At 72.9% G+C, this 24,165-nt stretch carries 24 protein-coding genes; 6 read left to right on the top strand and 18 right to left on the bottom strand.

Translation table 11 applies throughout. From position 1 onward, the window contains the following. Window positions 1-16: 16 nt before the first annotated feature. The 6 genes from CRP30_RS01225 to sodN all read right to left on the bottom strand — a co-directional run bounded on the left by CRP30_RS01225 (window position 17) and on the right by sodN (window position 4,200). Complete coding sequence (locus tag CRP30_RS01225) at window positions 17-439, bottom strand: hypothetical protein (RefSeq protein WP_097182154.1); 423 nt, start codon at window positions 437-439, stop codon at window positions 17-19. A 3-nt stretch (window positions 440-442) separates the two neighbouring features. Continuing rightward, complete coding sequence (locus CRP30_RS01220) at window positions 443-922, bottom strand: GNAT family N-acetyltransferase (protein ID WP_097182153.1); 480 nt, start codon at window positions 920-922, stop codon at window positions 443-445. Further along, the gene (gene pssA / locus CRP30_RS01215; RefSeq protein ID WP_097182152.1) at window positions 919-1,719 is read right to left on the bottom strand and encodes a CDP-diacylglycerol--serine O-phosphatidyltransferase; all 801 of its coding nucleotides are present in this window, start codon (window positions 1,717-1,719) and stop codon (window positions 919-921) included. The genes CRP30_RS01220 and pssA overlap by 4 nt, the downstream gene beginning before the upstream one ends. A gap of 11 nt (window positions 1,720-1,730) precedes the next feature. Then, window positions 1,731-2,243, bottom strand: a complete 513-nt coding sequence (locus tag CRP30_RS01210) for a phosphatidylserine decarboxylase (protein ID WP_235003102.1) — start codon at window positions 2,241-2,243, stop codon at window positions 1,731-1,733. A 181-nt stretch (window positions 2,244-2,424) separates the two neighbouring features. Next, on the bottom strand, window positions 2,425-3,672 hold the full coding sequence (locus tag CRP30_RS01205; RefSeq protein ID WP_097182151.1) for a PP2C family protein-serine/threonine phosphatase: 1,248 nt from the start codon (window positions 3,670-3,672) through the stop codon (window positions 2,425-2,427). Window positions 3,673-3,780: 108 nt separating this feature from the next. Then, window positions 3,781-4,200, bottom strand: coding sequence for a superoxide dismutase, Ni (sodN, locus tag CRP30_RS01200; RefSeq protein ID WP_097182150.1), 420 nt, complete (start codon window positions 4,198-4,200; stop codon window positions 3,781-3,783). A 51-nt stretch (window positions 4,201-4,251) separates the two neighbouring features. Between sodN and CRP30_RS01195 the strand changes: the two genes are divergently transcribed. Together CRP30_RS01195 and CRP30_RS01190 are read left to right on the top strand one after the other, a co-directional pair. Next, entirely contained in the window at window positions 4,252-4,644 is a 393-nt protein-coding gene (locus CRP30_RS01195) for a S26 family signal peptidase (RefSeq protein ID WP_097182149.1), read from the top strand. Window positions 4,645-4,700: 56 nt separating this feature from the next. Next, a complete protein-coding gene (locus CRP30_RS01190; protein WP_097182148.1) occupies window positions 4,701-5,891 on the top strand; it encodes an NAD(P)-dependent malic enzyme in 1,191 nt (396 codons plus the stop codon). Here the strand turns inward: CRP30_RS01190 and CRP30_RS01185 are convergent. The 8 genes from CRP30_RS01185 to CRP30_RS01150 form a co-directional block, all read right to left on the bottom strand. Continuing rightward, the gene (locus CRP30_RS01185) at window positions 5,881-7,320 is read right to left on the bottom strand and encodes a pyridoxal phosphate-dependent decarboxylase family protein (protein WP_097182147.1); all 1,440 of its coding nucleotides are present in this window, start codon (window positions 7,318-7,320) and stop codon (window positions 5,881-5,883) included. The two genes, CRP30_RS01190 and CRP30_RS01185, sit on opposite strands and share 11 nt — an antisense overlap. Then, window positions 7,317-8,657 carry an MFS transporter gene (locus CRP30_RS01180; protein WP_097182146.1) on the bottom strand — a complete coding sequence of 447 codons (1,341 nt, stop codon included), beginning with the start codon at window positions 8,655-8,657 and terminating at the stop codon, window positions 7,317-7,319. The genes CRP30_RS01185 and CRP30_RS01180 overlap by 4 nt, the downstream gene beginning before the upstream one ends. Window positions 8,658-8,706: 49 nt before the next feature. After that, entirely contained in the window at window positions 8,707-9,420 is a 714-nt protein-coding gene (locus CRP30_RS01175) for a metal-dependent hydrolase (RefSeq protein WP_097182145.1), read from the bottom strand. Between the two features lie 166 nt (window positions 9,421-9,586). After that, a complete protein-coding gene (locus CRP30_RS01170) occupies window positions 9,587-9,766 on the bottom strand; it encodes a DUF6104 family protein (protein WP_097182144.1) in 180 nt (59 codons plus the stop codon). A gap of 6 nt (window positions 9,767-9,772) precedes the next feature. Continuing rightward, window positions 9,773-13,519: a multifunctional oxoglutarate decarboxylase/oxoglutarate dehydrogenase thiamine pyrophosphate-binding subunit/dihydrolipoyllysine-residue succinyltransferase subunit gene (locus tag CRP30_RS01165; protein ID WP_235003100.1), complete on the bottom strand. Its 3,747-nt coding sequence runs from the start codon at window positions 13,517-13,519 to the stop codon at window positions 9,773-9,775. 179 nt (window positions 13,520-13,698) lie between these two features. Beyond that, window positions 13,699-14,493, bottom strand: coding sequence for an ankyrin repeat domain-containing protein (locus CRP30_RS01160; protein WP_235003099.1), 795 nt, complete (start codon window positions 14,491-14,493; stop codon window positions 13,699-13,701). 28 nt (window positions 14,494-14,521) lie between these two features. Next, window positions 14,522-15,277: an ABC transporter permease gene (locus tag CRP30_RS01155; RefSeq protein WP_097182141.1), complete on the bottom strand. Its 756-nt coding sequence runs from the start codon at window positions 15,275-15,277 to the stop codon at window positions 14,522-14,524. Continuing rightward, on the bottom strand, window positions 15,274-16,194 hold the full coding sequence (locus CRP30_RS01150) for an ABC transporter ATP-binding protein (RefSeq protein WP_235003098.1): 921 nt from the start codon (window positions 16,192-16,194) through the stop codon (window positions 15,274-15,276). Before CRP30_RS01150 ends, CRP30_RS01155 begins: the two co-directional genes overlap by 4 nt. A gap of 207 nt (window positions 16,195-16,401) precedes the next feature. On the opposite strand from CRP30_RS01150, the gene CRP30_RS01145 reads away from it, so the two are divergent. The 3 genes from CRP30_RS01145 to CRP30_RS01135 all read left to right on the top strand — a co-directional run bounded on the left by CRP30_RS01145 (window position 16,402) and on the right by CRP30_RS01135 (window position 19,725). Continuing rightward, complete coding sequence (locus tag CRP30_RS01145) at window positions 16,402-16,872, top strand: universal stress protein (RefSeq protein WP_097183053.1); 471 nt, start codon at window positions 16,402-16,404, stop codon at window positions 16,870-16,872. A 15-nt stretch (window positions 16,873-16,887) separates the two neighbouring features. Continuing rightward, window positions 16,888-17,991 carry an adenylate/guanylate cyclase domain-containing protein gene (locus CRP30_RS01140; protein ID WP_097182139.1) on the top strand — a complete coding sequence of 368 codons (1,104 nt, stop codon included), beginning with the start codon at window positions 16,888-16,890 and terminating at the stop codon, window positions 17,989-17,991. A 96-nt stretch (window positions 17,992-18,087) separates the two neighbouring features. Beyond that, window positions 18,088-19,725, top strand: coding sequence for an ABC-F family ATP-binding cassette domain-containing protein (locus tag CRP30_RS01135; protein ID WP_097182138.1), 1,638 nt, complete (start codon window positions 18,088-18,090; stop codon window positions 19,723-19,725). Between the two features lie 5 nt (window positions 19,726-19,730). Here the strand turns inward: CRP30_RS01135 and CRP30_RS01130 are convergent, their stop codons facing one another. Genes CRP30_RS01130 through CRP30_RS01115 form a run of 4 tightly spaced genes read right to left on the bottom strand, consistent with a single transcriptional unit; the run spans window position 19,731 to window position 23,274 of the window. Continuing rightward, window positions 19,731-20,297 carry a GNAT family N-acetyltransferase gene (locus CRP30_RS01130; protein WP_097182137.1) on the bottom strand — a complete coding sequence of 189 codons (567 nt, stop codon included), beginning with the start codon at window positions 20,295-20,297 and terminating at the stop codon, window positions 19,731-19,733. A 1-nt stretch (window position 20,298) separates the two neighbouring features. Beyond that, on the bottom strand, window positions 20,299-21,417 hold the full coding sequence (locus CRP30_RS01125; protein WP_097182136.1) for an alpha/beta fold hydrolase: 1,119 nt from the start codon (window positions 21,415-21,417) through the stop codon (window positions 20,299-20,301). Then, the gene (locus tag CRP30_RS01120) at window positions 21,338-21,778 is read right to left on the bottom strand and encodes a hypothetical protein (protein WP_097182135.1); all 441 of its coding nucleotides are present in this window, start codon (window positions 21,776-21,778) and stop codon (window positions 21,338-21,340) included. The genes CRP30_RS01125 and CRP30_RS01120 overlap by 80 nt, the downstream gene beginning before the upstream one ends. Continuing rightward, window positions 21,775-23,274 (bottom strand): long-chain-fatty-acid--CoA ligase, encoded by a 1,500-nt coding sequence (locus CRP30_RS01115; protein WP_097182134.1) that lies wholly within the window; start codon window positions 23,272-23,274, stop codon window positions 21,775-21,777. Before CRP30_RS01115 ends, CRP30_RS01120 begins: the two co-directional genes overlap by 4 nt. A 117-nt stretch (window positions 23,275-23,391) precedes the next feature. On the opposite strand from CRP30_RS01115, the gene CRP30_RS01110 reads away from it, so the two are divergent. Next, entirely contained in the window at window positions 23,392-24,162 is a 771-nt protein-coding gene (locus CRP30_RS01110; protein WP_097182133.1) for an SDR family NAD(P)-dependent oxidoreductase, read from the top strand. Window positions 24,163-24,165: the final 3 nt, after the last annotated feature.

Raw genomic sequence — 24,165 nt, 5'->3', positions numbered from 1 at the left:
CGTCGACGGTCCCCTGTTACGCCTGGTGCCGGCGGCGCGCGTGGGCCTCCCACGGCGGGAGCGGGTCGAAGCCACCGGCCCGATAGGTCCACCAGCCGGACTCGTGCGGCTCCCGCGTGCCGAGGGACTCGTCCAGGTGCACGGACAGGAACCGGGCGGCGGACTCCTCGGCGGGAAGCGGCTCACCCCAGGCGTCCTCCCCGCTCTCGGCGGCAGCTGCGATGAACTCCAGGAGGACCGCCTCGTCGAAGTGCAGCCGCGCGACCTCGTCGCCGTGCCGGATCTCGACGATGCCCTGCTCCGGCAGCAGCTCGGTCACCTCGGCGTGCTGCCGGGTGACCGTCTCGGAGCGGCCACCCCCGAGGAAGGTCGTCCCGATGCTGGTGCCGGACTCGATCTCGGCGAGCCGGCGCAGGACGGTGACGACACGTGGGTCCACGCGTCAGCCGGTGGTGGCGAAGGCGGTCAGCGCGTCGTCGGTGAGCCGGAAGACGGTCCACTCGTCCATGGGGACGGCGCCGGCAGCGCGGTAGAAGTCGATCGACGGGGTGTTCCAGTCCAGCACCGACCACTCCAGTCGCGAGTAGCCGCGCTCGACGCACACGGCCGCGAGGCTGCGCAGCAGCTCCTTGCCGAGCCCCGTGCCCCGGTGCTGCGGCTGGACGTACAGGTCCTCCAGGTAGACGCCGTGCGTGCCGCGCCAGGTGGAGAAGTTCAGGAACCAGAGGGCGACGCCCACGACCGCGCCGTCGTCAGCGGTGGCGACGTGGCCGAACAGCGCGGGGGAGTCGCCGAAGAGGCAGTCGGTGAGCTGGGGCTCGGTGAGGCGGACCTCGTCCAGCGCCTTCTCGTAGTCGGCGAGCTCGCGGACGAGGCCGACGACGGCGGGGACGTCGTCCGGCCGGATGGGGCGGACGCTCATGAGAAGGCCTCCGTGAACTTGTCCGGCAGCAGCCTGGCCAGCGGAGCGAGGATCGGGACGAGGATTGGCGCGAAGAGGTAGCCGTAGGCCAGCACGATGCCGGTGACCACGGGGACGAGGGCGAAGCCCACCACGAGCAGGATGGCGGTGGCGACCAGCCCGTAGGGACGGCCGCTCTTCGGGCTCACCAGCGACCGGAACGACCGGAAGCGGATGTTCGTGACCATCAGCACGGCGGGCACGAGGACGACCAGCAGCACCCACAGCCGGTCGCGGCCCTGCATGTGGTCACCGAAGGCGAACACCGAGGCCAGGACGACGCCGGCGGCCCCGGGGCTGGGCATGCCGATGAAGTACCGCTTGTCGGCGGTCGGGTCGATGGTGGTGTTGAACCGGGCCAGCCGGATGGCCGCACAGGCCACCCAGACGAAGCAGGCGACCCACCCGAGCGGGTCCCACTCGTCCTGTCCCTGCGAGAAGAGGGTGAAGGCCAGCAGGGCCGGCGCGAGACCGAACGACACGAGGTCGGCCAGGGAGTCGAACTGCAGGCCGAACGGGGTGACGGCGCCGACCAGCCGGGCGACGGCGCCGTCGGCGATGTCGAAGACCACCGAGAACCCGATCAGGACGGCGGCGAGGTCGTACTGCCCGCGGATCGACAGCAGGATCGCGAAGAACCCGCAGAACATGTTGGCCAGCGTGAACAGGCTGGGCAGCGTCGCGAGCGCCCGGCGGCGGGTGCCCCGGACGGAGCCGCGGACGAACTCGACGGTGGCCGTGCGTCGCGTCGGTGCCATGGCGCGACCCCTCAGCCCGCGGCGGGCCAGCGTGCGATGACGGTCTCGCCGCCTCGCACCCGCTGTCCCTTGGTCACGGTGACCGTGCACTCCGGTGGGACGAACACGTCCATCCGCGAGCCGAACTTCATCAGGCCCATGCGCTCGCCGGTCGCCAGCTGCTGCCCCGGGCCGGTGCGCGTGACGATGCGGCGGGCCAGGACCCCGACGATCTGCCGAAAGACCACCGTGCGGTCGCCGTCGCGCAGCCAGAGCTCGCTGCGCTCGTTCCGGTGCGCGGACTCCTTGCGGTAGGCGGCCAGGAAGCTGCCCTTGCGGTAGGAGCTCTCCACGACCTCGCCCCGGTACGGCGACCGGTTGACGTGCACGTCGACCACGGACAGGAAGACGCTGACCTGCTGCCAGTCGCCGTCGGGGGCGACACCGTCCTGTGGTGCCCCGGCCACCATGACGACGCCGTCCGCGGGGGAGAGCACCTCGTCGGGACCGGGGGGGGACGCGGTCGCACCGCCGGTCGGGGTCACGGAAGAAGAGGGCCATGTAGGCGGACAGGCCGAGGAACGGCCACGCCGCCCACCGGCGTCCGGCGACGGCTGCCACGGCCGCGGGGGCCAGCGGTCCGGTGATGAAAGGCCACCCGGCCCGGTCGATGCGCATGGTGTGCCGAACGGTACCGGCCCGGCCGGAGGACGTCCGACGGGTGGATCAGACCGGCGCGGACGCGCGGTCGGTGTCGGCGCCGAACTCGGTGACCCGGTCGCGGCGAGGGCCGCCGTACCAGTCCAGGCAGACCATCGTGGCGTCGTCCTTCAGGTCGCCGCCGGTGGCCCGGAGCACCGCCGAGCCCAGCTCGTGGACGACCTCGCGCGGGTGCAGCTCTGAACTGTCGGCCAGGGCGGCCGCGACGTCGAGTGCGGCGGCGTTGCGCTCGAGCATGCCGTCGGTGAGGAAGATGAGTCGGTCGCCCGGCTCCAAAGGGAAAGTCTGCACCTGGAAGGACCGCCCAGGGATGACGCCGAACGGCGGCTCGACGACCAGCTCGATCTCCTCGACCCGGCCGTCGCGCAGGCGCAGCGGCCAGGTGTGGCCGGCGTTGATGATCGCTGCCGTTCCGGCGCGCAGGTCGACCTGCAGCAGCTGCCCGGTGACGAACTGGCCGGCCTCGGCGTTCTCCAGCAGCGACTCGTTGGCGTACTTCGCCTGCTCGGCCAGGCTCAGGCCCCGCCGGCGCGCGTTGCGGAGCGCGCCGACGAGCAGGGTGGCGACGAGCGCCGCGGGGACCTGGTGGCCGACGGCGTCGGTGATGGAGATGAGCAGCGTGTCCCGGTCCAGGGAGTAGTCGAAGGTGTCGCCACCCACGGAGGCGGCCGGCTCCAGCCAGCCGGCGAGGGTGAACTGGCCGGCCTCGCAGGTGTAGGAGGTGGGCAGCAGCCGGCGCTGGATCTCGGCCGCGAGCTCGAACGGCGCCGAGCGCTGCCCCCACTCGAAGACGTCGGTGTGCCGGCGGGCCGCGATGATCACGTAGGCGAGCGCGTGCGCGGCGCTGCTGATGTCGGTGACCTCGTCGTCGGAGGGGAAGCGGGGGAGGTCGAGCTCGAGGAGGCCGATGGCGTCACCGCGGTCGGTGACCGGGACGACCATGCGGGCGCCGTCATCGACCGGCTCGACGTCGGCCTGCTGGGTGCGCAGGACCCGCTCGTAGAGCGTGCCGGGGAGCGGCAGGGTCTCCGCCCGTTCCGGACCGTGCGTCCGGGCCCCCTCGACGAAGTCCGTCGAGGTCAGGCGGACCACGGCCCGGCCGCTGAAGTCGGCGATGAGCAGCGTCACCGCCGTGGCGTCGACCATCCGGCCGAGCTCGGCGGCCACCGCGCCCACGGCGTCGATGGGGGCGGCCGCCTCGACCTTCTCCAAGAGTGCGCCGACGTCGATCATGAGGTCCTCCGAGCCGCGCATTGGCAGACCCTAGGCGCATGCGCGGACGCCGTGGGAGGTGCTGTCACAGCACGGCGCTGCCGGGCCGTCCCGGAGGACGACCCGGCAGCGCGGGTGCAACTGAGGAGACTAGGCGGCAGCCTTGGTCTCCCAGAAGATCTTGTCGATCTCGGCGATGTAGTCGAGGAGCTTCTGCCCCTCGGCCGGGTCCATGCTGCCCTTGCCGCCGGCCGCGCCGGCCTGCTTGGTGGCCTTGTTGAACAGCTCGTGCAGCTGCGGGTACTTCTCGAAGTGCGGGGGCTTGAAGTAGTCGGTCCAGAGCACCCACAGGTGGTGCTTGACCAGGTCCGACCGCTGCTCCTTGATCAGGATGGCGCGGGTGCGGAAGACCGGGTCCTCGTTGCCCTGGTACTTCTCCTGGATGGCCTTGACCGACTCCGCCTCGATGCGGGCCTGTGCCGGGTCGTACACGCCGCAGGGGAGGTCGCAGTGAGCGGTGGCCTCCAGCACCTGGACGACGCGGGCGGAGAACATGCGGGTGAGACGCATGGAGGTGCCTCCGGATGTCGTGGGGTTGTGTCGTCTGGAACCCTACTCGCGGTGATCCACGGCGACAGGGCGGGAGACGGGGCTCACGTGCCCGTTCACGGTCTCGACGCCCCGTGGAAGGTGGCCCGGGTGACCGGCCCGTCCATGTCGCCGACCGTGCGGCACGGTGACCGGCTGCTCGTCCGACGTGTCCGGCCGTCGGGCCGCGTCGCACCGGGGGACGTCGTCCTCGCCCGGTTCCCGTCCCGGCCGGAGCTGCTGGTCGTCAAGCGCGTGCGCCGGGCGGTCCCGGGCGGACACTGGCTGGAGGGGGACAACGAGTTCGCCACCGACGACAGCCGGTCCTTCGGACCTGCCGTCGTCGTGGGCCGGGTCGTGATTCGCCTCTGGCCGCGGCCCGGGCGGCTCCCCGCTGCGCCACCGATCTGGGAGCAGCCGATCTGAGGGCCGAGGGCCCTGACCGAGCTGGGACGACCGACCCCCGATTACGCTCGGTGTCCATGGGTGGCAACTCCATCGGCGAGCCGACGACCGACCGCTTCGCCGACGACCCGGCGTTCGCGGTCCACGAGGGCGGGAAGCTCTCGGTGACCTCCACCCGCGCCATCGAGACCATCGCCGACCTCGCCCTCACCTACACGCCCGGCGTGGCCCGCGTCTCCAGCGCCATCGCCGCCGAGCCGGAGCTCGCGCGCCGGTTCACCTGGGCCCCGCGCGTGGTGGCCGTCGTCTCCGACGGGACGGCGGTGCTCGGGCTCGGGGACATCGGACCGACGGCGTCGCTCCCGGTCATGGAGGGCAAGGCCTGCCTCTTCACGGAGTTCGCCGGCCTCTCCGCCGTCCCGGTGGTGCTCTCGACGACGGACGTGGACACCATCGTCGAGACCGTGGCCGCGATCGCGCCGTCGTTCGGCGGCATCAACCTCGAGGACATCAGCGCCCCGCGTTGCTTCGAGATCGAGGCCCGCCTGCGCGAGCGCCTGGACATCCCGGTCATGCACGACGACCAGCACGGGACGGCGATCGTCGTCCTGGCCGCGCTGCGGAACGCGGCGAAGGTGGTCGGCCGGCCGATCGGTGACCTGCGGGTGGTGGTCGCCGGGGCCGGGGCGGCGGGCGTCGCCTGCACCAAGATCCTGCTCGAGGCCGGCGTCGGCGACATCGCGGTGGCCGACTCGAAGGGCGTGCTGCACGCCGGGCGCGCGGACCTGACCCCGATCAAGCAGTGGCTGGTGGAGAACACCAATCGGGCCGGGTACGCCGGGACGATGGTGGGCGCGCTCGAGGGCGCCGACGTCTACCTGGGTCTGTCGGGCGGCTCGGTCCCGGAGGCGGCGATCGCCTCCATGGCGCCCGGCTGCATCGTGTTCTCCCTGGCCAATCCCACGCCGGAGGTCGACCCGGAGATGGCGGCGAAGTACGCCGCCGTCGTCGCCACCGGCCGCAGCGACCTGGCCAACCAGATCAACAACGTGCTGGCCTTCCCGGGCATCTTCCGCGGCGCCATCGACGCGGGCGCCCGGGCCATCACCGAGGACATGAAGCTGGCCGCGGCCGCCGCGATCGCCGACGTCGTCGGCGACGAGGTGCGCGCCGACTACATCGTCCCGAGCCCCCTCGACCGTCGGGTTGCTGAGGCCGTGGCGGCTGCCGTCGCCTCCTGCGCGCGGGAGCAGGGCATCACCCGCTAGGCGCGGGCCGGTAGACCAGGTCGAGGACGCCGGCCAGCAGCCGTTCGGCCACCGGCCGCGGCAGCGCGGCGACGAGGGCGTGCACCGGCGCCATGCGCTCGGGCAGCCGGCCGCCGCCGACCCCGGCGAGCTCGAGCAGCCCGTCGACCTCGGCCACGGTGAGGGTCCCCGGGTCGATCGTCGCCGCCGCCGCGACCAGGTCGGGGTCGGCGACCGGGCGGGGGAGCGCGGCCGCGGTCCGGGCCGCCTCGGCGAGGTCGGACAGGAGCGCGTCCACCCGGTCCGCCGTCGCACCGGTGACCGTCAGGTGCAGCGTGGCGGGCAGGTCGCCGCCGGGCTGGGCGAAGGGCGGCTGGGGCTGCAGCAGCCAGCCGCGGGCGGTCATCTCGTCCGCGAGGTTCAGCACGTCGACCCCCTCGGGTCCGTCCTGCGCCACCGCGACCAGCGTGGTGACCGGGTCGCCCACCACGCGGAGCCCGTCGATGCGCGCGATCCCCGTCGCCAGTGCACGGGTGGCCTCGTGCGCCTGACGAGCGAGCGCCCGGTAGCCGTCGGTGCCGAGCCAGCGGTGAACCGCCCAGGCCGCGGCCATGGCCCCGGCCGGGCGGGTGCCGGCCAGGGTGGGGTTGACGACGGGATAGCCGGGCCATCCGGCGGTGGCGAACCAGTGTTCCTGGCGCAGCTCCGGGTCGGCGGTCAGCAGCACGGAGACGCCCTTGGGTGCGTAGCCGTACTTGTGCAGGTCGACCGAGAGGGAGGTGACCCCCGGGACGGAGAGGTCGAACGGCTCGGGGACGTCGTCGAGGAAGGGCAGGATCCAGCCCCCGATGCAGGCGTCGACGTGGCAGGGGACGCCGGCCGCGGCGGCCAGCGCGGCCACCTCGCCGACCGGGTCGAGCACCCCGTGCGGGTACGACGGCGCGCTGACCACGACCAGCGCCGTCCGGTCGTCGAGCAGGTCCGCGACGGCTGCCGGCCCGGCCCGGCAGGTGTCCGGGTCCACCGGGACGTCGGCGACCTCCAGGTCGAACAGGTGGGCGGCCTTGCGGAACGCGGCGTGCGCGGTGACCGGGAGCAGCAGCCGCGGGCGGCCCGTCCCACCGCGCCGGCGCCACCGCTCCCGGGCGGCGAGGACGGCGAGCAGGCAGCTCTCGGTGCCACCGCTGGTCAGCGTCCCGACGGTCGCCGCGTCGCCACCGAGGAGACCGATCGCTGCCCCCACCAGGTCGTTCTCGATGCTGGCCACGCTGGGGAACGCCGTCGGGTCGAGCGCGTTCGTCCACTGGAAGGCCGCCTGTGCCCGGGCGGCGAGGTCCTCGACCTCCGGGCGACCGGAGTCGTAGACGTAGGCCATCGTGGCGCCGCCGTGCGTGGGCACGTCCCCGGTCTGGAGCGCGGTGAGCTCGGCGAGGACCTGGTCGGGGGTCATGCGGCGGTCTCCTGGGAAAGCGGGTCGAGCCGGTAGCGGGCCAGCACGGGCAGGCTGACGAGGACGAGCAGCGCGGGCAGGACGGTGAAGCCGAGCCGCACGGCCAGGACGGCGGCGTCGGACTGGGCGACCACCTCCTCGCCGGTGGACGACACGTACCCGGCGACGGCGAGCAGGCCGCCGAGGAGGCCCGGGCCGACGGCCAGGCCGAGGGTCTCCGCCGCCGTCCAGACACCGGTGAAGACCCCCGCGCGGCGTTCGCCGCTCGCCGACTCGTCGGCGGCGATGACGTCGGGGAGCATCGACAGCGGGAACATCTGCATGCCCGCGTAGCCGGTGCCGACGAGCACGACGAGGGCCACGGCGACGCCGGTCCCGCCGGCCGGCACCAGCGCGAGCAGGCCCGCGCCGATCGCGAACAGCGCCGAGGACACGAGCAGACCGGTGCGCTTGCCGAGCCTGCGGCCGACCCGCAGCCACAGCGGCATGACCAGGATCGCCGGTCCGACCAGTGCGCCGAACAGCAGCGTGCCGGCCGCCTCGTCGCCGAGCACCTGGCGCGAGAAGTAGGGGACCCCGGCGAGCATCACGCCGATCCCGAGCGCCTGGACGACGAAGCCGACGAGCAGCACCCGGAACGCCCGTGACGCCCAGGCCAGCCGCAGGGTCTCCAGCAGCCGGCCCTCGCTGCGCACCCGGGTCAGCGTCGGCGCCCGCCGGGTGCCGGCGACGGCGCCGAGCATGCCGAGGGCCAGCAGTGCGGCGACGAAGACGGCCATCGCCAGGTAGCCGCTGCGCCCGTCCCCGAAGGCGTCGACGACGGCGGGCGCCCCGGCACCCGCCAGCAGGATGCCCAGGGCGAGGGCCGCGACCCGCCAGGACATCAGCGTCGAGCGCTCGCCCGGGTCGTCGGTGATCTCGGCCGGCTGGGCGACGTAGGGCACCTGGAAGCACCCGTACGCGGTGGCCGCCAGCAGGAAGGTGACCGCGACCCAGCCGGCGGCGAGGGGCGGGGGAGCGCCGGGTCCCGCGAAGATCAGCACGAACAGCGGCGGCAGGCTGAGCCCGCCGGCCAGCATCCAGGGTCGGCGGGGCCCCCACCGGCTCGCCGTGCGGTCGGAGCGGCTGCCGATCCACGGGTTCAGCACGACGTCCCAGGCCTTCGGCAGGAACACCACGAGACCCGCGATGCCCGCGGCCACACCGAGGACGTCGGTCAGGTAGTAGAGGAGCAGCAGTCCGGGCACGGTGCCGAACGCCGCCGTCCCGATCGAGCCCAGCGCGTAGCCCACGTGCGTGCCGCGGGTGAGGCGCGCGGCGGGGGAGACGGCGGTCACAGGTTCGGCACCGTACCGGTCGGTCGCCTCGGGGGACGAAGGGTACGCCTCAGCCGAGGCTGAGGATGCGCTCCACGAGCGGGTCGATGGCGGTGCCGGCCGAGGTGTTGAGGTAGACGAAGACGGCGATGGCGATCAGGAACGCCGGCACCAGGATCGCCTGCTCCACGAACGCGCCCGTGCGTAGGTGGATCGGTGCCAGGCGGCTGCGGCGGATCAGCCAGAACAGCGGGACGGGCACGCCCTCCTTGGTGAGGAAGTCGCCCGCGATGTGAGTCAGCACCCCGACGGCCACCGCGTAGGGCAGCCAGGCAGGGCTGGGGCTGTGCTCGAGCAGGAGGTACGCCCCGCCCCACGACAGGACCAGGTTCCCGATGACCGTGTTCTCGGCCCGGCCGGGGATCACGAAGTGCAGCGCCCGCAGGGCCAGCCCGATCGCGAGCGCCATGACCAGCAGGCTCGACCAGTACGCCCCGGCGGCCAGGTAGGCGAGGAGGCCCAGGACGACGGGTCCGAGGATCGCGTCGTGCGTGCCCCAGCGGTGGCCGCGGGCGATCGCGCCCACCAGCCCCGAGGGCGCGTCGGTGGCCGGGCCCCACATCCGCGAGATCGTGGAGCCCTGCTGGTCCAGGTCGGGCAGCATCGCGAACCCGCCCGCCGCCGAGATCCAGGCGACCTGCGCGACGGTGCCGTGCACCGGCGCCCAGGGCAGCGTCGCGGCGCCGACGGCGAGCCCCGACAGGGCGTGGGAGTGACCGAGCACGCGCTCAGGGTGACGCCTCAGGGGAGCAACGTTCGGTAGGCGCACCGGCCCCTCGCGCGGCGGATGGCAGTGACGGGCCCGGAGGGTCCTCACTGCGATCCGCGGCACGGCTCAGTTCAGCGGGGGAACGGCACCTGGCGGCGGTGCGGTCCGGAGGATCGCAGGGTCATTCGTCGTCGTCCGTGCCGCCGCGGGCCAGCCAGGTGGCCAGCCGCTCGACGGGCACCTCGAACTCCGGGTTCTGGTCGACGAACGCCTGCATCTGACCGGCCAGCCAGGCGAGGCTGACCTGCTCCTCGCCCCGCCGGTCGGTGAGCTCCTCCAGACCTCGGTCGGTGAAGTACATCGACCCTCAGTCCGCGAAGGCCTCGGCGACGAGCTGGCGCTGCTCGACGTCGTGGACCTTGGCAGAGCCGACCGCGGGGCTGGCCGACGCGCGACGGCTGACCCGGCGGAAGGTCCGGCCCTCCGGCAGGTGCTCGGGGAGGTTGACCGCCATGAACTGCCAGGCGCCCATGTTGGCCGGCTCCTCCTGCACCCACACCACGTCGTTCGCGTTCGGGTAGCGCTCCAGCTGCGCCCGGATCTGCTCGGCGGGCAGCGGGTAGAGCTGCTCGACGCGCACGACCGCGGTGTCGGCGGTGCCCTCGGACTCCCGCTGCGCCATCAGGTCGTAGGCGACCTTGCCGCTGCACAGCAGGACCCGGCGCACGGCGGACCCGTCGAGCGGCTCGCCACCCACGCCGGTGTCGGGCAGCACCGGGCGGAAGTTCTGCTCGGTGAAGTCCTCCACCGGGCTGACCGCCGCCTTGGCCCGCAGCAGCGACTTGGGCGTGAAGACCACCAGGGGGCGGTGCACGTCCGACAGCGCCTGGCGGCGGAGCAGGTGGAAGTAGTTGCTGGGGGTGGAGCAGTTGGCGACGGTCATGTTGTTCTCCGCCGACAGCTGCAGGAACCGCTCGATCCGGCCGCTGGAGTGGTCAGGGCCCTGGCCCTCCAGGCCGTGCGGCAGCAGCATGACGACGCCGGAGCGCTGGCCCCACTTGGCCTCGCCGGAGCTGATGAACTCGTCGATGACCATCTGGGCGCCGTCGACGAAGTCGCCGAACTGCGCCTCCCACAGCACCAGCGCCTTCGGGTTGGCCACCGAGTAGCCGTACTCGAAGCCCAGCGCCGCGTACTCGCTGAGCAGCGAGTCGTAGACGAAGAACTTCGCCTGGTCCTCGGTGAGGTTCAGCAGCGGCGTGTACTCGGCGGCGTTCTCCCGGTCGATGAGCACCGAGTGGCGCTGCACGAACGTGCCGCGGCGGGAGTCCTGGCCGGCGAGCCGGACCGGGACGCCCTGCATGAGCAGCGAGCCGAAGGCCAGCAGCTCACCCATCGCCCAGTCGATGCCGCCCTCGCTGGCCATCGCGGCCCGCTTCTCCAGCATCTTCTGGAGCTTGGGGTGCGGCGTGAAGTCCGGCGGGAAGGAGACGTGGGCGTCACCGATGGTCTTGAGGACCTCCGGCGTGATCGCCGTGTCGACCTGCGACTCCTGCGGCGTCCGCGGGTCCATCACCGGCTCGGGCTTGGAGGTCTCCTGGGCGTCGTGGGTCTCGGCGAACGCGCGCTCGAGCTGCCCGCGGTAGTCCTTGAGAGCCTCCTCGGCCTCCTGGAGCGTGATGTCGCCGCGGCCGACCAGCGCCTCGGTGTACAGCTTCCGGACCGAGCGCTTGCGGTCGATGATGTCGTACATCAGCGGCTGCGTCATCGACGGGTCGTCGCCCTCGTTGTGGCCGCGGCGGCGGTAGCAGACGAGGTCGATGACGACGTCCTTGCGGAACTCCTGCCGGTACTCGACCGCCAGCCGCGCCACCCGGACGCAGGCCTCCGGGTCGTCGCCGTTCACGTGGAAGACCGGCGCGTTGACCATCCGCGCGACGTCGGTCGAGTAGAGGCTCGACCGGGCCGCCGTGGGGCTGGTGGTGAAGCCGACCTGGTTGTTGACGACGACGTGCACGGTGCCGCCGGTGCGGTAGCCGCGCAGCTGCGAGAGGTTCAGCGTCTCCTGGACCACGCCCTGGCCGGCGAACGACGAGTCGCCGTGCAGCAGCACCGGCAGCACCGTGAAGCCCTGCTCGCCCTTGTCGATCATGTCCTGCTTGGCGCGGACGATGCCCTCGAGGACGGGGTTGACCGTCTCCAGGTGGCTCGGGTTGCTGGCCAGCGAGACGGCGATCTCGGCCTCGGGCTTGAACGGGTTGCGGAACCTGCCGGTGGCGCCCAGGTGGTACTTCACGTCGCCGGAGCCCTGCACGGTGCCGGGGTCGATGTTGCCCTCGAACTCACCGAAGATCTTGGCGTAGCTCTTGCCGAGCACGTTGGCCAGGACGTTGAGCCGGCCACGGTGCGGCATGCCGATGGCAACTTCGTCGAGGCCGTGGTCGGTCCCCGCGAGGAGCACCTCGTCCAGGACCGGGATGAGCGACTCGCCGCCCTCGAGGCTGAACCGCTTCTGCCCGACGTACTTCGTCTGCAGGAACGTCTCGAACGCCTCGGCGGCGTTGAGCCGGCCGAGGACGTGCTTCTGCTTCTCGCGGTCGGGCTGCTCGTGCTTGACCTCGACCCGCTTCTGGAGCCACTCGCGCTCCTCGGGGTCGGTGATGTGCATGTACTCCACGCCGACGGTGCGGCAGTAGGAGTTGCGCAGCACGCCGAGGATGTCGCGCAGGGCCATCAACCGCTCGCCCGCGAAGCCGCCGACCGGGAACTTGCGGTCGAGGTCCCACAGCGTGAGCCCGTGCTGGAGGATGTCCAGGTCGGGGTGGGTGCGGACCTTGAACTCGAGCGGGTCGGTGTCGGCCATGAGGTGGCCGTTGCGCCGGTAGGACTCGATGACCTCGATGACCCGGGCTTCCTTGTCGATCTGCCCCTCGCGCGTGATCCGCACGTCCGGCATCCAGCGCACCGGCTCGTAGGGGATGCGCAGGGACCGGAAGACCTTGTCGTAGAAGCCGTCCTCGCCCAGCAGCAGGGCGTGCAGGCGACGGAGGAAGTCGCCGGACTCGGCGCCCTGGATGATCCGGTGGTCGTACGTCGAGGTCAGCGTGATGATCTTCGAGACGGCCATCTCGGTCAGCGCGTCGGGGTTCATCCCCTGGAACTCGGCGGGGTACTCCATCGCGCCCACGCCGATGATCGCGCCCTGGCCGGCGGTGAGCCGCGGCACCGAGTGGTTCGTCCCGATCGTGCCCGGGTTCGTCAGGCTGATCGTGGTGCCGGTGAAGTCCTCCATCGTCAGCTTGTTGGCGCGGGCGCGACGGATGATGTCCTCGTAGGCGGCCCAGAAGCCGGCGAAGTCCATCTCCTCGGCGCCCTTGATGGAGGCGACGACGAGCGACCGCGACCCGTCGGGCTTCGGGAGGTCGATCGCCAGGCCGAAGTTGACGTGCTCGGGCTGGACCAGCACCGGCTTGCCGTCGACCTCGGCGTAGGCGCTGTTCATGTTCGGGAAGTCGTCGAGCGCCCGGACCAGCGCGTAGCCGATGAGGTGCGTGAACGAGATCTTCCCGCCGCGGGAGCGCGCCAGGTGGTTGTTGATGACGATCCGGTTGTCGGCCAGCAGCTTCGCCGGCACCGCACGGACGCTGGTCGCCGTCGGCACCGTCAGCGACAGGTTCATGTTCTTGACGACGGCGGCGGCCGCGCCGCGCAGGGGCGACTGCGAACCGGCGGCGACCGGGGTCTTGGCGGCCGGCTTGTCCGCGGGCTTGTCCGCGGGCTTGGCTGCAGGCGCCGGGTCGGCGGGCTTCGGGGCAGGAGCCTTCGCCTCCGGGGCCTGGGCCGGGGCGGCGGGCTTCGCGGGAGCGGGAGCCGGGGCCGCGGGCTTCGGCGCGGGCGCCGGAGCGGCGGCCGCAGCGCCGTTGGACGGCGCGGTCTGCTCGCCGCCGCCGACGGGGCTGCCCGGCCGGTAGTCGGCGAAGAACTCGTGCCAGGCCTGGTCCACGCTGGCCGGGTCGGCGAGGTACTGCTGGTACATCTCCTCGACCAGCCACTCGTTGGTGCCGAATCCGTTCACCGGGGAGGCGGATGCGGAGGAGGACCGGGATGAGCTCACGCTTGCCACGGGGTCGAGTGCCTTCTTCGTCTGTGGGCGGCTGTCGGGATGCTGCCGTCTGGTGCTGTCGTCGTCTCGGCTGCGGCGTGGCCGCAGGCCGGGACTGCGGAACCTGAGGGCACGGCTGGACCGGGTGTCGAGTCTACGCCGGGTGTGCAGTGCCGACCGGGCATGACGTGCTAGTCGCCGGCACCGTGCGCGACGAGCAGATCGACGAGGGCGTCGTTGGCCGTCGCCCGGCCGGCGTCCCCTCGCCGGTGCCGGGCCGCGGCCACCCGGCTGATGTCCAGCGCGCTGGCGCCGTCGCTGGTCGTGGCGTCGACGTCAGCACCGGCCTCCAGGAGCACCCGCACGATCCCGGGCGCGTCGTCCGCCCCCGCCGCGACGGCGGCGTGCAGCGGCGCCCGGCCGGTGTCGGGGTCCCGGCGGTCGGCATCGGCGCCCGCGTCGAGCAGCAGGCGGACGAGTTCCAGCCGCCCGGCCGATGCGGCCGCGTGGAGGGCGCCGCTGTCGGCGTCCGCTCCGCGCTCGAGCAACAGCTGGGCCGTGCTGCGTGCACCGCCCATCGCGGCCCAGGAGAGCAGGTCCACGCCCGACCCGGGATCGCGGAGCGGTGCGCCGTCGTCGAGCCGGGCGGCCAGCTCGTCCCGGCGCCCCAGGTAGGCGGCGCTCGGGGCGTCGAGCCCGGCGCCCAGCTCGAGCAGCACCGGCACCAGGTCGGGGCAGTGCTCGAGCGCCACGTGCAGCGGGGTGCGGTGGTGCTCGGTGCGGGCGCCCACGTCGGCGCCCGCACCGACGAGGACCCGGACGACGTCGGTCCTGCCCTCGGCGACGGCGAGGTGCAGCGGAGTCCAGCCGCCCTGCCCGTCCCGTTCGACGGTGCGGTCGAGCAGCCGCGGAGAGGACTCGACCGCGGTCCGGACGGCGCCGGTGTCGCCGTCGGCGATCAGCCGGCCCAGTCGCTGGACCGTCATGCGTGTGGTCACACCTGATCGTCCTCCATCAGACGACGTCGCGGCGCACCGCCAGCAGCGTGCCCAGGAGCGCGGCCAGCAGGCCGTAGCCGAGCAGCAGGAGCGCGCCCTGCCAGGCCCCGAGCAGCTCCGGCCCCTCGAAGGTCGCCGTCAGCGCCTCGAGGCCGCCGCCCGGCATCCACTTGTAGGCCCCCGACGTCGCGGGGATCGAGCGGATCACCGGCTCGACGACGAACAGGTAGACCAGCCCTCCGACGATCGCCCCGACCTGGTTCTTCAGCAGCGCTCCGAGACCGACGCCGATGACGGCGTAGATGACCAGCGCGAGCGCGGAGCTGAGCAGGACCTCGAGGTTGTCCCCGTTCAGCGACGGGGCGGCTCCGCGGGCGCCGGCGTGGATGACCACGGTGACGTAGTTGACCGCGACGACGATCAATGCGAACACGACGGAGACCAGCGCGTACGCCAGCAGCTTCGCCACCACCACCTGACCGCGGCGGGGAGTGGTCAGGAACGTGGGCGTGGCCGTGCGGTGCCGGTACTCCTGCGTCATCCCGATGATGCCCAGGATGAGGAAGAGGATGTTGGCGTTGGCGCCGGTCGCCAGGGCCAGCTTCTCGTAGAGCGGCGTGCCGACCGCGGGGATGCCGCTCTCGGCGTTGCCCGCGAACGAGGTGAACAGGACCGAGAAGCCGATCACCATCACGCAGGCGCCGAGCAGGAGCCCGAGCCACACCTTGGTGGTGAACAGCTTGGTCCACTCGGCGCGCACCAGGCGGATCATCGGGTGGCCTCCTGAACGGTGGGAGAGGGGGCGGCGAACTGCTCGGACCCGCTGGTGAGCTGGAAGTAGATCTCCTCGAGGCCGCTCGTGCGGGAGCGCAGCTCGTGCAGCTCGACCCCGGTGGCGAACGCACGGCGGCCCACGTCGGCGGGTGTGGACCCGTGCACGGTGAGGGTGCCGTCCTCCTGGACGACCTGGGCGCCGTCGGCGCGCAGCACCTCCGCGAACCGCGCGACGTCCGGGCCTCGTACGAGCACGGTCCCGGCGCCGTCGGCACCCGAGCGCAGCTGCTCCATGGAGCCCTCCCGGACCAGCCGGCCGGCGCCGACGATGACGACCCGGTCGACGGTCTGCTCGACCTCCGACAGCAGGTGGCTCGAGACCAGGACCGTGCGGCCCTGGTCGTGGGCCATGTGCCGCAGGAAGCCGCGCAGCCACTGGATGCCCTCGGGGTCCAGGCCGTTCGCCGGCTCGTCGAGGACGAGGACGCCGGGGTTGCCCAGCAGGGCGGTGGCCAGGGCCAGCCGCTGCCGCATGCCGAGGGAGTAGCCGCCGGCCCGGCGGTCGCCGGCGTCGGCCAGCCCGACCTGCACGAGGACCTCGTCGGCACGGGACAGGGGGAAGCCCGCGGCCCGGCAGTAGACGCGGAGGTGGTTGCGACCCGATCGGGCCGGGTGGAAGGCCGTCTCGAGCACGGCACCGACGGTCCGAAGCGGCTCGGGCAGTGAGGTGTAGGGAGCGCCGTTGAACGTCGCCGTTCCCGCGTCGGGCTGCATCAGCCCGAGCAGCATGCGCAACGTGGTGGTCTTGCCGGCGCCGTTGGGGCCGAGGAAGCCGGTCACCGATCCCGGCTCGACGGTGAAGCCGAGGTCCGACACGGCACGTACCTGGCCGAAGGACTTGCTGAGTCCGCGCACCTCGACCCGGACGGGGTCGGCCGTCGCAGTGCTGGCGATGGAAATGATGTCTCCTCGTCGTGGGCCTGCGGGTCGTCCCCATCCAAGCGCACCAGGGGGTGCGCGAGGGAGCCCTTTACGACGGTGGGCGCGTCCTGTCCGCGGACGGCGAACCCCAGGTTGATCTCGGGATGACCCCTGGCACAGGGGTCACATAGAGTGCGCGCCGTGAGCGACACCTCGAGCGCCTACCGGACGGTCGTCGTCGGGACCGACGGTTCGGAGTCCTCCCTCCGCGCCGTCGCGCGGGCGGGCGCCGTCGCCGGCGCGTCGGACGCCACGCTGGTCATCGCGTGCGCCTACCTGCCGTCGGTGGACGACGACCGCGAGTTCGCCCGGGCCCAGGACGCCCTCGGTGAGGACGCCTACCAGGTCGTCGGCTCGCACCCCGCCGAGGACACGGTGCGGACGGCGGCCGAGCGGGCGGGCGCCGCGGGTGCCCGGAAGGTGCGGACGGTGGCCGTCGAGGGGTCGCCCGTGGAAGCGCTGCTCGACGTGGTCCGCCGGGAGGACGCCGACCTGCTCGTCGTCGGCAACCGGGGGCTGGCCGGGATCAAGGGCAGGCTGCTGGGCTCGGTCCCGGCGGACGCGACCCGCCGCTCGCAGGTCGACGTGCTCGTCGTGCACACCACCGGCTGAGGTCGCTGCACGCGCATGGACCACCGGGGGGAGGTGGCCGGCCCGGACGCCCGTGAGGCGCTCGAGCGCCTGCTGCTCGACGGGCCCCGCCGGTACACCCGGCTGCAGGTCGCCGAACTCGCGGGCATGGCGCCGGAGCGCACCCAACGGCTCTGGCGGGCGCTCGGCTTCCCGGACGCCGCCGACGACGACCCCACGTTCACCGACGCCGACGTCGAGGCACTGGGCGTCCTCTCGTCGCTGATCGAGTCCGGCTTCGTCGGACCCGAGACAGAGGCCTCGATCGCCCGTGCGATGGGGCAGTCGCTGTCCCGGCTCGCCGACTGGCAGACCGACCTGCTCGCGGACGCGCTCGCCCGCGCCGGGGGGCGGGACGACCGGCCGACGGCGTCCGTGGACGAGGCCGTCGACGCCGCACGCCTCCTGCTGCCGAGTCTCCGCAAGGTGCAGGACTACGTCTGGCGGCGGCACCTCGCGGCCAACGCCGACCGGTTGATGGCCGCGACCGGCCCGGGGGACCGCCGGGAACTCGCGGTCGGCTTCGCCGACCTGGTCGGCTACACCTCGCGGAGCCGGGGGATGGGTGGCCGGGAGCTCGGCGCCATGGTCGAGGACTTCGAGAGCACCGCCGCCGAGGTCATCGCCCGCCACCACGGCCGGGTCGTGAAGACGGTGGGCGACGGCGTCCTGTTCACGGCCGGCAGCGCGCTCGACGCCGTCGAGATCGGGCTGGCGCTGCCGGTCGCGTGGGACACCGACGAGCGGCCGCCGCTGCGGGTGGGCGCCGCGTACGGAGCGGTCCTGACCCGGCTCGGGGACGTCTACTCGCCGGTCGTGAACCTGGCGAGCCGGCTGACGTCGCTGGCGCGCCCCGGGACGGTGCTCGTCGACCGCGACCTCGCCGAGTGGCTCCGGGGGCACCCCGCCTACCGGGTCCGGCCGCTGCGCCGGGTGTCGGTCCGTGGGTACGACCACCTCCAGCCGTGGTTGGTGCGACGCCGCCCGACGGGGGACGACCCGGCGGCGCCGGACGTCTACGACGAGGACGCCTTCGACGAGGACTCCGTCGACGACGGCTCGGCCGACCAGGACGGGCCGGACGACGGAAAGCCGGTGTGAGGCCACGCAGCCGTCGGCTATCGTCGGTCCGTGCTCCCGCTGCAGTGATCGCCGTCCTCGCCCGGCCCTCTCGCACCGCACCAGGAGCATCTCCCCATGAGCGCCACCCTCGTCGCGCGCGGCCTCTCCGCAGGTCACGGCGCCCGCGTCCTCTTCTCCGGTCTCGACCTCGTCGTCGCCCCCGGTGACGTCGTCGGCCTCGTCGGCGTCAACGGCGCCGGCAAGTCGACCCTGCTGCGCACGCTGGCCGGGGAGCTGGCGGCCGAGGCCGGCTCGATCGTCGTCAGCCCGCCGACCGCCACCCTGGGCTACCTCCCGCAGGAGCACGAGCGCCGCGAGGGGGAGACCGTCCTGGCCGCGCTGGCCCGGCGCACCGGCGTGGCCGCAGCGCAGGCCACCCTCGACGCGGCCACCGACGACCTCACCGCCGGCCGCCCGGGCGCCGACGACGACTACGCCGACGCGCTCGAGCAGTGGCTGGCCCTCGGGGGCGCCGACCTCGAGGACCGCGCCGTCGAGGTTGTCTCGGAGGTGGCGCCCGGCGTCGCGCTCGACGCCTCCACCGCCGGCCTCTCCGGGGGGCAGGCGGCCCGCGTCGGCCTGGCCGGACTGCTGCTGTCGCGCTACGACGTCCTGCTGCTCGACGAGCCGACCAACGACCTCGACCTGGCCGGCCTGGACCAGCTCGAGCGGTTCGTGACGGGTGCGCGGGCCGGCATCGTCGTCGTGAGCCACGACCGCGAGTTCCTGGCCCGGACGGTCACGCGGGTCGTCGAGCTGGACCTCGCGCAGCAGCTGGTCCGGGTGGTCGACGGCGGCTACGAGGCTTACCTGGCCGAGCGCGAGGTCGCTCGACGGCACGCGCGCGAGGAGTACGAGGAGTACGCCGACACCAAGGCCGGGCTCGAGGCGCGGGCACGCATGCAGCGCAACTGGCTCGCCAAGGGCGTGCGCGACTCGATCAAGAAGGCGTCCGACGGCGACAAGCACGTCAAGAACCACCACCGCGCCACCTCGGAGAAGCAAGGGGCCAAGGCCAAGCAGACCGACCGGCGGATCGAGCGTCTGGAGGTGGTCGAGGAGCCCCGCAAGGAGTGGGAGCTGCGGATGGAGATCGCCGCCGCGCCCCGGGCCGGCGCCGTGGTCGCCACCCTCCGCGGTGCCGTCGTCAGGCGCGGGAGCTTCCAGCTGGGTCCGCTGGACCTGCAGGTCGACTGGGGTGACCGGGTCGCCATCACCGGCGCGAACGGGTCGGGCAAGTCCACCCTGCTCGGGGCGCTGCTGGGTCGGGTGCCGCTGGACGAGGGGAGCGCGTCCCTCAGGCCGGCGGTGCAGGTCGGTGAGATCGAGCAGGCGCGCAGCCGGTTCTTCGGCAGCGAGCAGCTGCTCGACGCGTTCTCCGCCGAGGTGCCCGACTGGCCGACCGCGGAGGTGCGCACACTGCTGGCGAAGTTCGGGCTCACTGCCGAGCACGTGCTGCGGCCGGCGGCGACGCTCTCACCCGGTGAGCGCACCCGCGCAGGCCTGGCGCTGCTGCAGGCCCGGGGGATCAACGTCCTGGTGCTGGACGAGCCCACCAACCACCTGGACCTCCCGGCGATCGAGCAGCTCGAGCAGGCGCTGGCCGGCTACCCCGGCACCCTGCTGCTGGTCACGCACGACCGCCGGATGCTGGAGGCGGTCGCGACCACCCGCCGGCTCGAGGTCGTCGACGGGCAGGTCACCGAGCGCTGAGCCGCTCAGGTCGCGGACGCGTCGAGCTCGTCGCCGATGCCGACCGCGTCCATCTGCGACCACGTGTCGGACACGTGGTGGGCCAGCACCATCAGGTCGCGGAGCTCACCGCTGCGGTCGCGGATGTGGTCGCGCAGCAGCGCCTCGCCGCTGAACCCCAGGTCGGTGAACAGGGCCAGCGCCGCGCCCTGCTCGGCGACGACCTCGACCACGAGTTTCGACAGGCCGGCCGACACCCCCTCCACGACGGCCCGCCGGGCGAGCTCGCGTCCGAGCCCGCTCCCGCGCCGCGTCGGGGAGACGACCAGGCGCAGCTCGCCGACGTGGTCGGACCAGCCGGGCAACGGCCGGACGGCGACGTAGCCGATCACGTCGCCGGTGCCGTCCCCACCCTCCCCGCCGGTGTCGACGGCCACCCAGCGGCCGCCGGGGGAGGAGTCGGTGGCCCAGGAGCGGACGGTGTCGGGATCGGTCACCTCCTCCTTGATGAACGTCCGGTCACCCTCGGGGAGCGAGCCGAAGAAGGCGAGCAGCGCGTCGCACCGCTCGGGGCCGAGCTGCACCACCGGCATGTCAGGCCTCCTGGGCGTCATCGGGCAGCGCGTCGCTGCGCCGGCGGACGAAGTCGATGATCGTGGGCACCGTCGTCTTCGCCGCGGTCCGCCCGACGACGAGACCCATGTGACCGGCGTCCAGGCACAGCTCGTGCTTGTCCGGGGACCCGACGAGGTCGATCAGGGGAGAGGTCGCGTCCGGCGGGACGATGTGGTCGCGGTTGGCGCGGACGGTGAGGAACGGGACCTGGATGTCGGCCAGGTGCACCGGGTCCCCACCGACCGTGAGCCGGTCGGTCAGCATGCCGTTGTTGCGGACGAGCATGTCGGCGGTCTCCTGGGCCGCGGCGCCCGGGAAGGGGACGTGGTCGTCCGACCAGCCGGTCATCGCCTGGTACGACGCGACGTACTCGTCGTTCCAGAGCCGTTCCCACAGGGTGACGTAGCGGGTCACCTCGGCCGTCGGCGTGAGCGATCGGAACCCCTGGACGACGACCGACGGCGGCACGTTGCCGTCCGACCCGAGGACCGAGCGGACGTCCATCCCGCCCACGGAGAAGATGTCGGCGAGCGGCCCCATGTGCCGGAAGTCGACCGGGGTGGCCAGGACCGTGAGGCTGCGCAGCGGTGCGTCGGGATGGTGGGCGGCGTAGAGCAGTGCGAGGTTCCCGCCGAAGCAGTAGCCGAAGAGGTTGACCTCGTCGGCGCCGGAGAGCTCCAGGATCCGGTCGATGCCGGCCGGGATGTAGTCGTCGGCGTAGTCCTCGAGCCGGTTCTCCGCGTCCCGCTCGTCGGGCTCCCCCCAGTCGAGCAGGTAGACGTCGAAGCCGGCCTTCAGGAGCTGCTCGACGAAGCTGTTGCCCGGGGTCAGGTCGAGGATGTAGCTCTTGCTGATCAGGCTGAAGACGATCAGCAGCGGCGGGCCGTAACGGACCCCGGCGTAGGTCTCCGGGTCGTTGCGGTAGTGCCAGAGCTGCGTGCGCCCGCGCTGCCAGACGACGTCCTTGGGTGTCTGGCCGACGCCGGGGCGGTCGACCCCGGCGACCAGCTTGATGCCGTTACGGGCGCGCAGGGCGTTGCGCTCGACGTCTCGCCGGACGCGGTCGAGCACCGTCTGCGGGCTGGGCACGGTCGGCATCGCTGTCCTCCGTCGTCGTCGACGTGGTGGGGGCGGGCGGGGTGGTGGACGCGCGGCGGCGCTCGGACTCCAGCTGCAGGGTCAGTCGCCGCACCTCGCGGTCCAGCGACCCGATCTGGGTCCGGAGCCGGGTGATGTCGCTGCCCGCGGGCAGGTTGACCAGGTGCCAGACGCGCGCCGAGAGCCCCTGGACCGACTCGCCGGCGACGGTCTGCGCGCGCCGCACGAGGGCGGTGGCCAGCGCGAAGTACTCGCTGCGCACCAGGTCCTCCGCGCGCGGTGCGACGGCGCGTTCGGCGGCGTCGAACGCCTGGCGCCACAGTGGCGGCGAGGGGGCGGGCTTGCGGGCCGGGGGAGTCATCGCGTGCCCACCTGCTCGGGCACCTCCACGGAGCGGCGCAGGATCTTCCCCGTGGGGCCCTTCGGCAGGGCGTCGACCAGCCACACGTGCCGTGGGTACTTGTAGGCGGCGACCCGGGACTTCACGAACTCGCGCAGCTCCTCGACCTCGGCGGTGGCGCCGGGCTTGAGCGCGACCGCGGCGGCGACCTCCTCGCCCAGCTCGGGGTGGGCGATGCCGACGCAGGCGACCTCGGCGACGGCGGGGTGCTCGTAGAGCGCCTCCTCGATCTCCCGCGGGTAGACGTTGTAGCCGCCGCGGATGATCATCTCCTTCTTGCGGTCGACGATGAAGAAGTAGCCGTCCTCGTCCAGGCGGGCGAGGTCGCCGGTGAGGAACCAGCCGTCCGGGATCGCCTTCGCGGTCTCCTCCGGCCGCTGCCAGTAGCCCCGCATGACGTTCTCCCCGCGGATGGCGATCTCCCCGACCTCGCCGCCCGCGACGTCCTTGCCGTCGTCGTCGACGAGGCGCATCTCCACGCCGGCGATCGGCGTGCCGATCGACCCGGGCTTGCGCTCGGCGTGCGGGTGGTTGAACGAGGCGACCGGGGAGGTCTCGCTGAGCCCGTAGCCCTCGAGGATGATGCAGCCGAAGGTCTCCTCGAACGACCGCATGACCTCGACCGGCATCGCCGAGCCGCCGGAGACGCACAGCCGGAGGCTGGACACGTCGGGGTCGGTCGCGCCGGGCGAGTGCAGCATCCCGGCGAACATGGTCGGGACGCCTTCGAAGATCGTCACCCCGTCCCGCTCGATGACCGACAGCGCCTTCGCGCCGTCGAACCGGGGGATGAGGGTGAGCAGGGAGCCCTTGAGGACGGCGGTGTTGAGGCCACAGGTGAGACCGAAGACGTGGAACAGCGGCAGGCAGCCCATGATCACGTCGTCGGCGGTGTTCTCCGCGAGCGTCTCGGCCGTCGTCCGGCAGTTGCCGGTCAGGTTGGCGTGGGTGAGCTCGGCGCCCTTGGGCTGACCGGTCGTGCCGGACGTGTAGAGGATGACCGCGAGGTCCTCGGCCGACCGCTCGACGGGGCCGTCGAGGGGGGCGGCGTCCATGAGCGCGTCCGGCGACGCGGGCCCGACGGTGATGGCCTCGACGCCGACGGTGCCCGCGGCCTCGACCACCGGTTCGGCCGGCTCGAGCGCCACCACCAGCCGGGCACCGGAGTCGCGCAGGTAGTACTCGACCTCCCGCGCCTTGAGCAGCGGGTTCATCGGCACGACGGCGGCGCCGGCCAGCAGCGCCCCGTAGAAGACGACGGGGAAGGACAGGACGTTCGGCAGGACCAGGCCGACCCGGTCGCCCGGGGCGATGCCGCGGGCGGTGAGCGAGCCCGCGACCTTCAGTGCCGCGTCGCGGAACTCGCCGTACGTGAGGACGGCGTCGTCCATCCGCAGCGCCGGGTGGTCCGGGGCCGCGCTCGCCGAGTCGATGAGGTTCTGGGCCAGGTTCTGCATGTGCTGCGCCTCTCGTCGAGCTCCGGGTGAGCGCCCTACCCGCCCGGGAGGTGGCCTACCCCACACCGCGGCTACGGTCGCTGGACAGACCGGCGACAGCGATGGGGAGCACCGACGATGGCCGACCGCACGATCCTGGACATGTTCCGACTGGACGGACGGGTGGCCGTCGTGACAGGGGCGTCCTCCGGGCTGGGGGCGGTCTTCGCCCGCACGCTGGCCGAGGCCGGCGCCGACGTCGCACTCGGCGCCCGGCGCGCCGACCGGATGGTCGAGACCCAGCAGGCCGTGGAGGCCGCCGGCCGGCGGGCCATCGCGGTCCCGACCGACGTGTCGCAGCCGGAGGCATGCCAGGCGCTCGTGGACGCGACGATGGCGGAGTTCGGCCGGGTCGACATCCTGGTGAACAACGCCGGGATCGGGACGGCCGCACCGGCCACCCGTGAGGCGCCGGACCAGTTCCGCCAGGTCATCGACGTGAACCTCAACGGCTGCTACTGGATGGCCCAGGCCTGCGGCCGGGTCATGCAGCCGGGCAGTTCCATCGTCAACATCTCCAGCGTCCTCGGCCTGACCACGGCCGGCCTCCCGCAGGCGGCGTACGCGGCGAGCAAGGCCGGGCTGATCGGCCTGACCCGTGACCTCGCCCAGCAGTGGACCGGCCGCAAGGGCATCCGGGTCAACGCCCTGGCGCCCGGCTTCTTCACCTCGGAGATGACCGACCAGTACCCCGAGGGCTACCTGGAGTCCCAGCTGGCCCGGGTGCTCGTCGGCCGCAAGGGCGACCCGGAGGAGCTCGCCGCGGCGCTGATCTTCCTGGTCAGCGACGCCGGCGGCTACGTCACCGGCACCACCATCCCCGTCGAGGGCGGGATGCTGACCAGCTGAGGA

It is taken from the genome of Blastococcus haudaquaticus (assembly GCF_900230285.1).
Lineage (GTDB): Bacteria > Actinomycetota > Actinomycetes > Mycobacteriales > Geodermatophilaceae > Blastococcus_B > Blastococcus_B haudaquaticus.
This window is presented reverse-complemented; position numbering and strand designations above follow the sequence as displayed.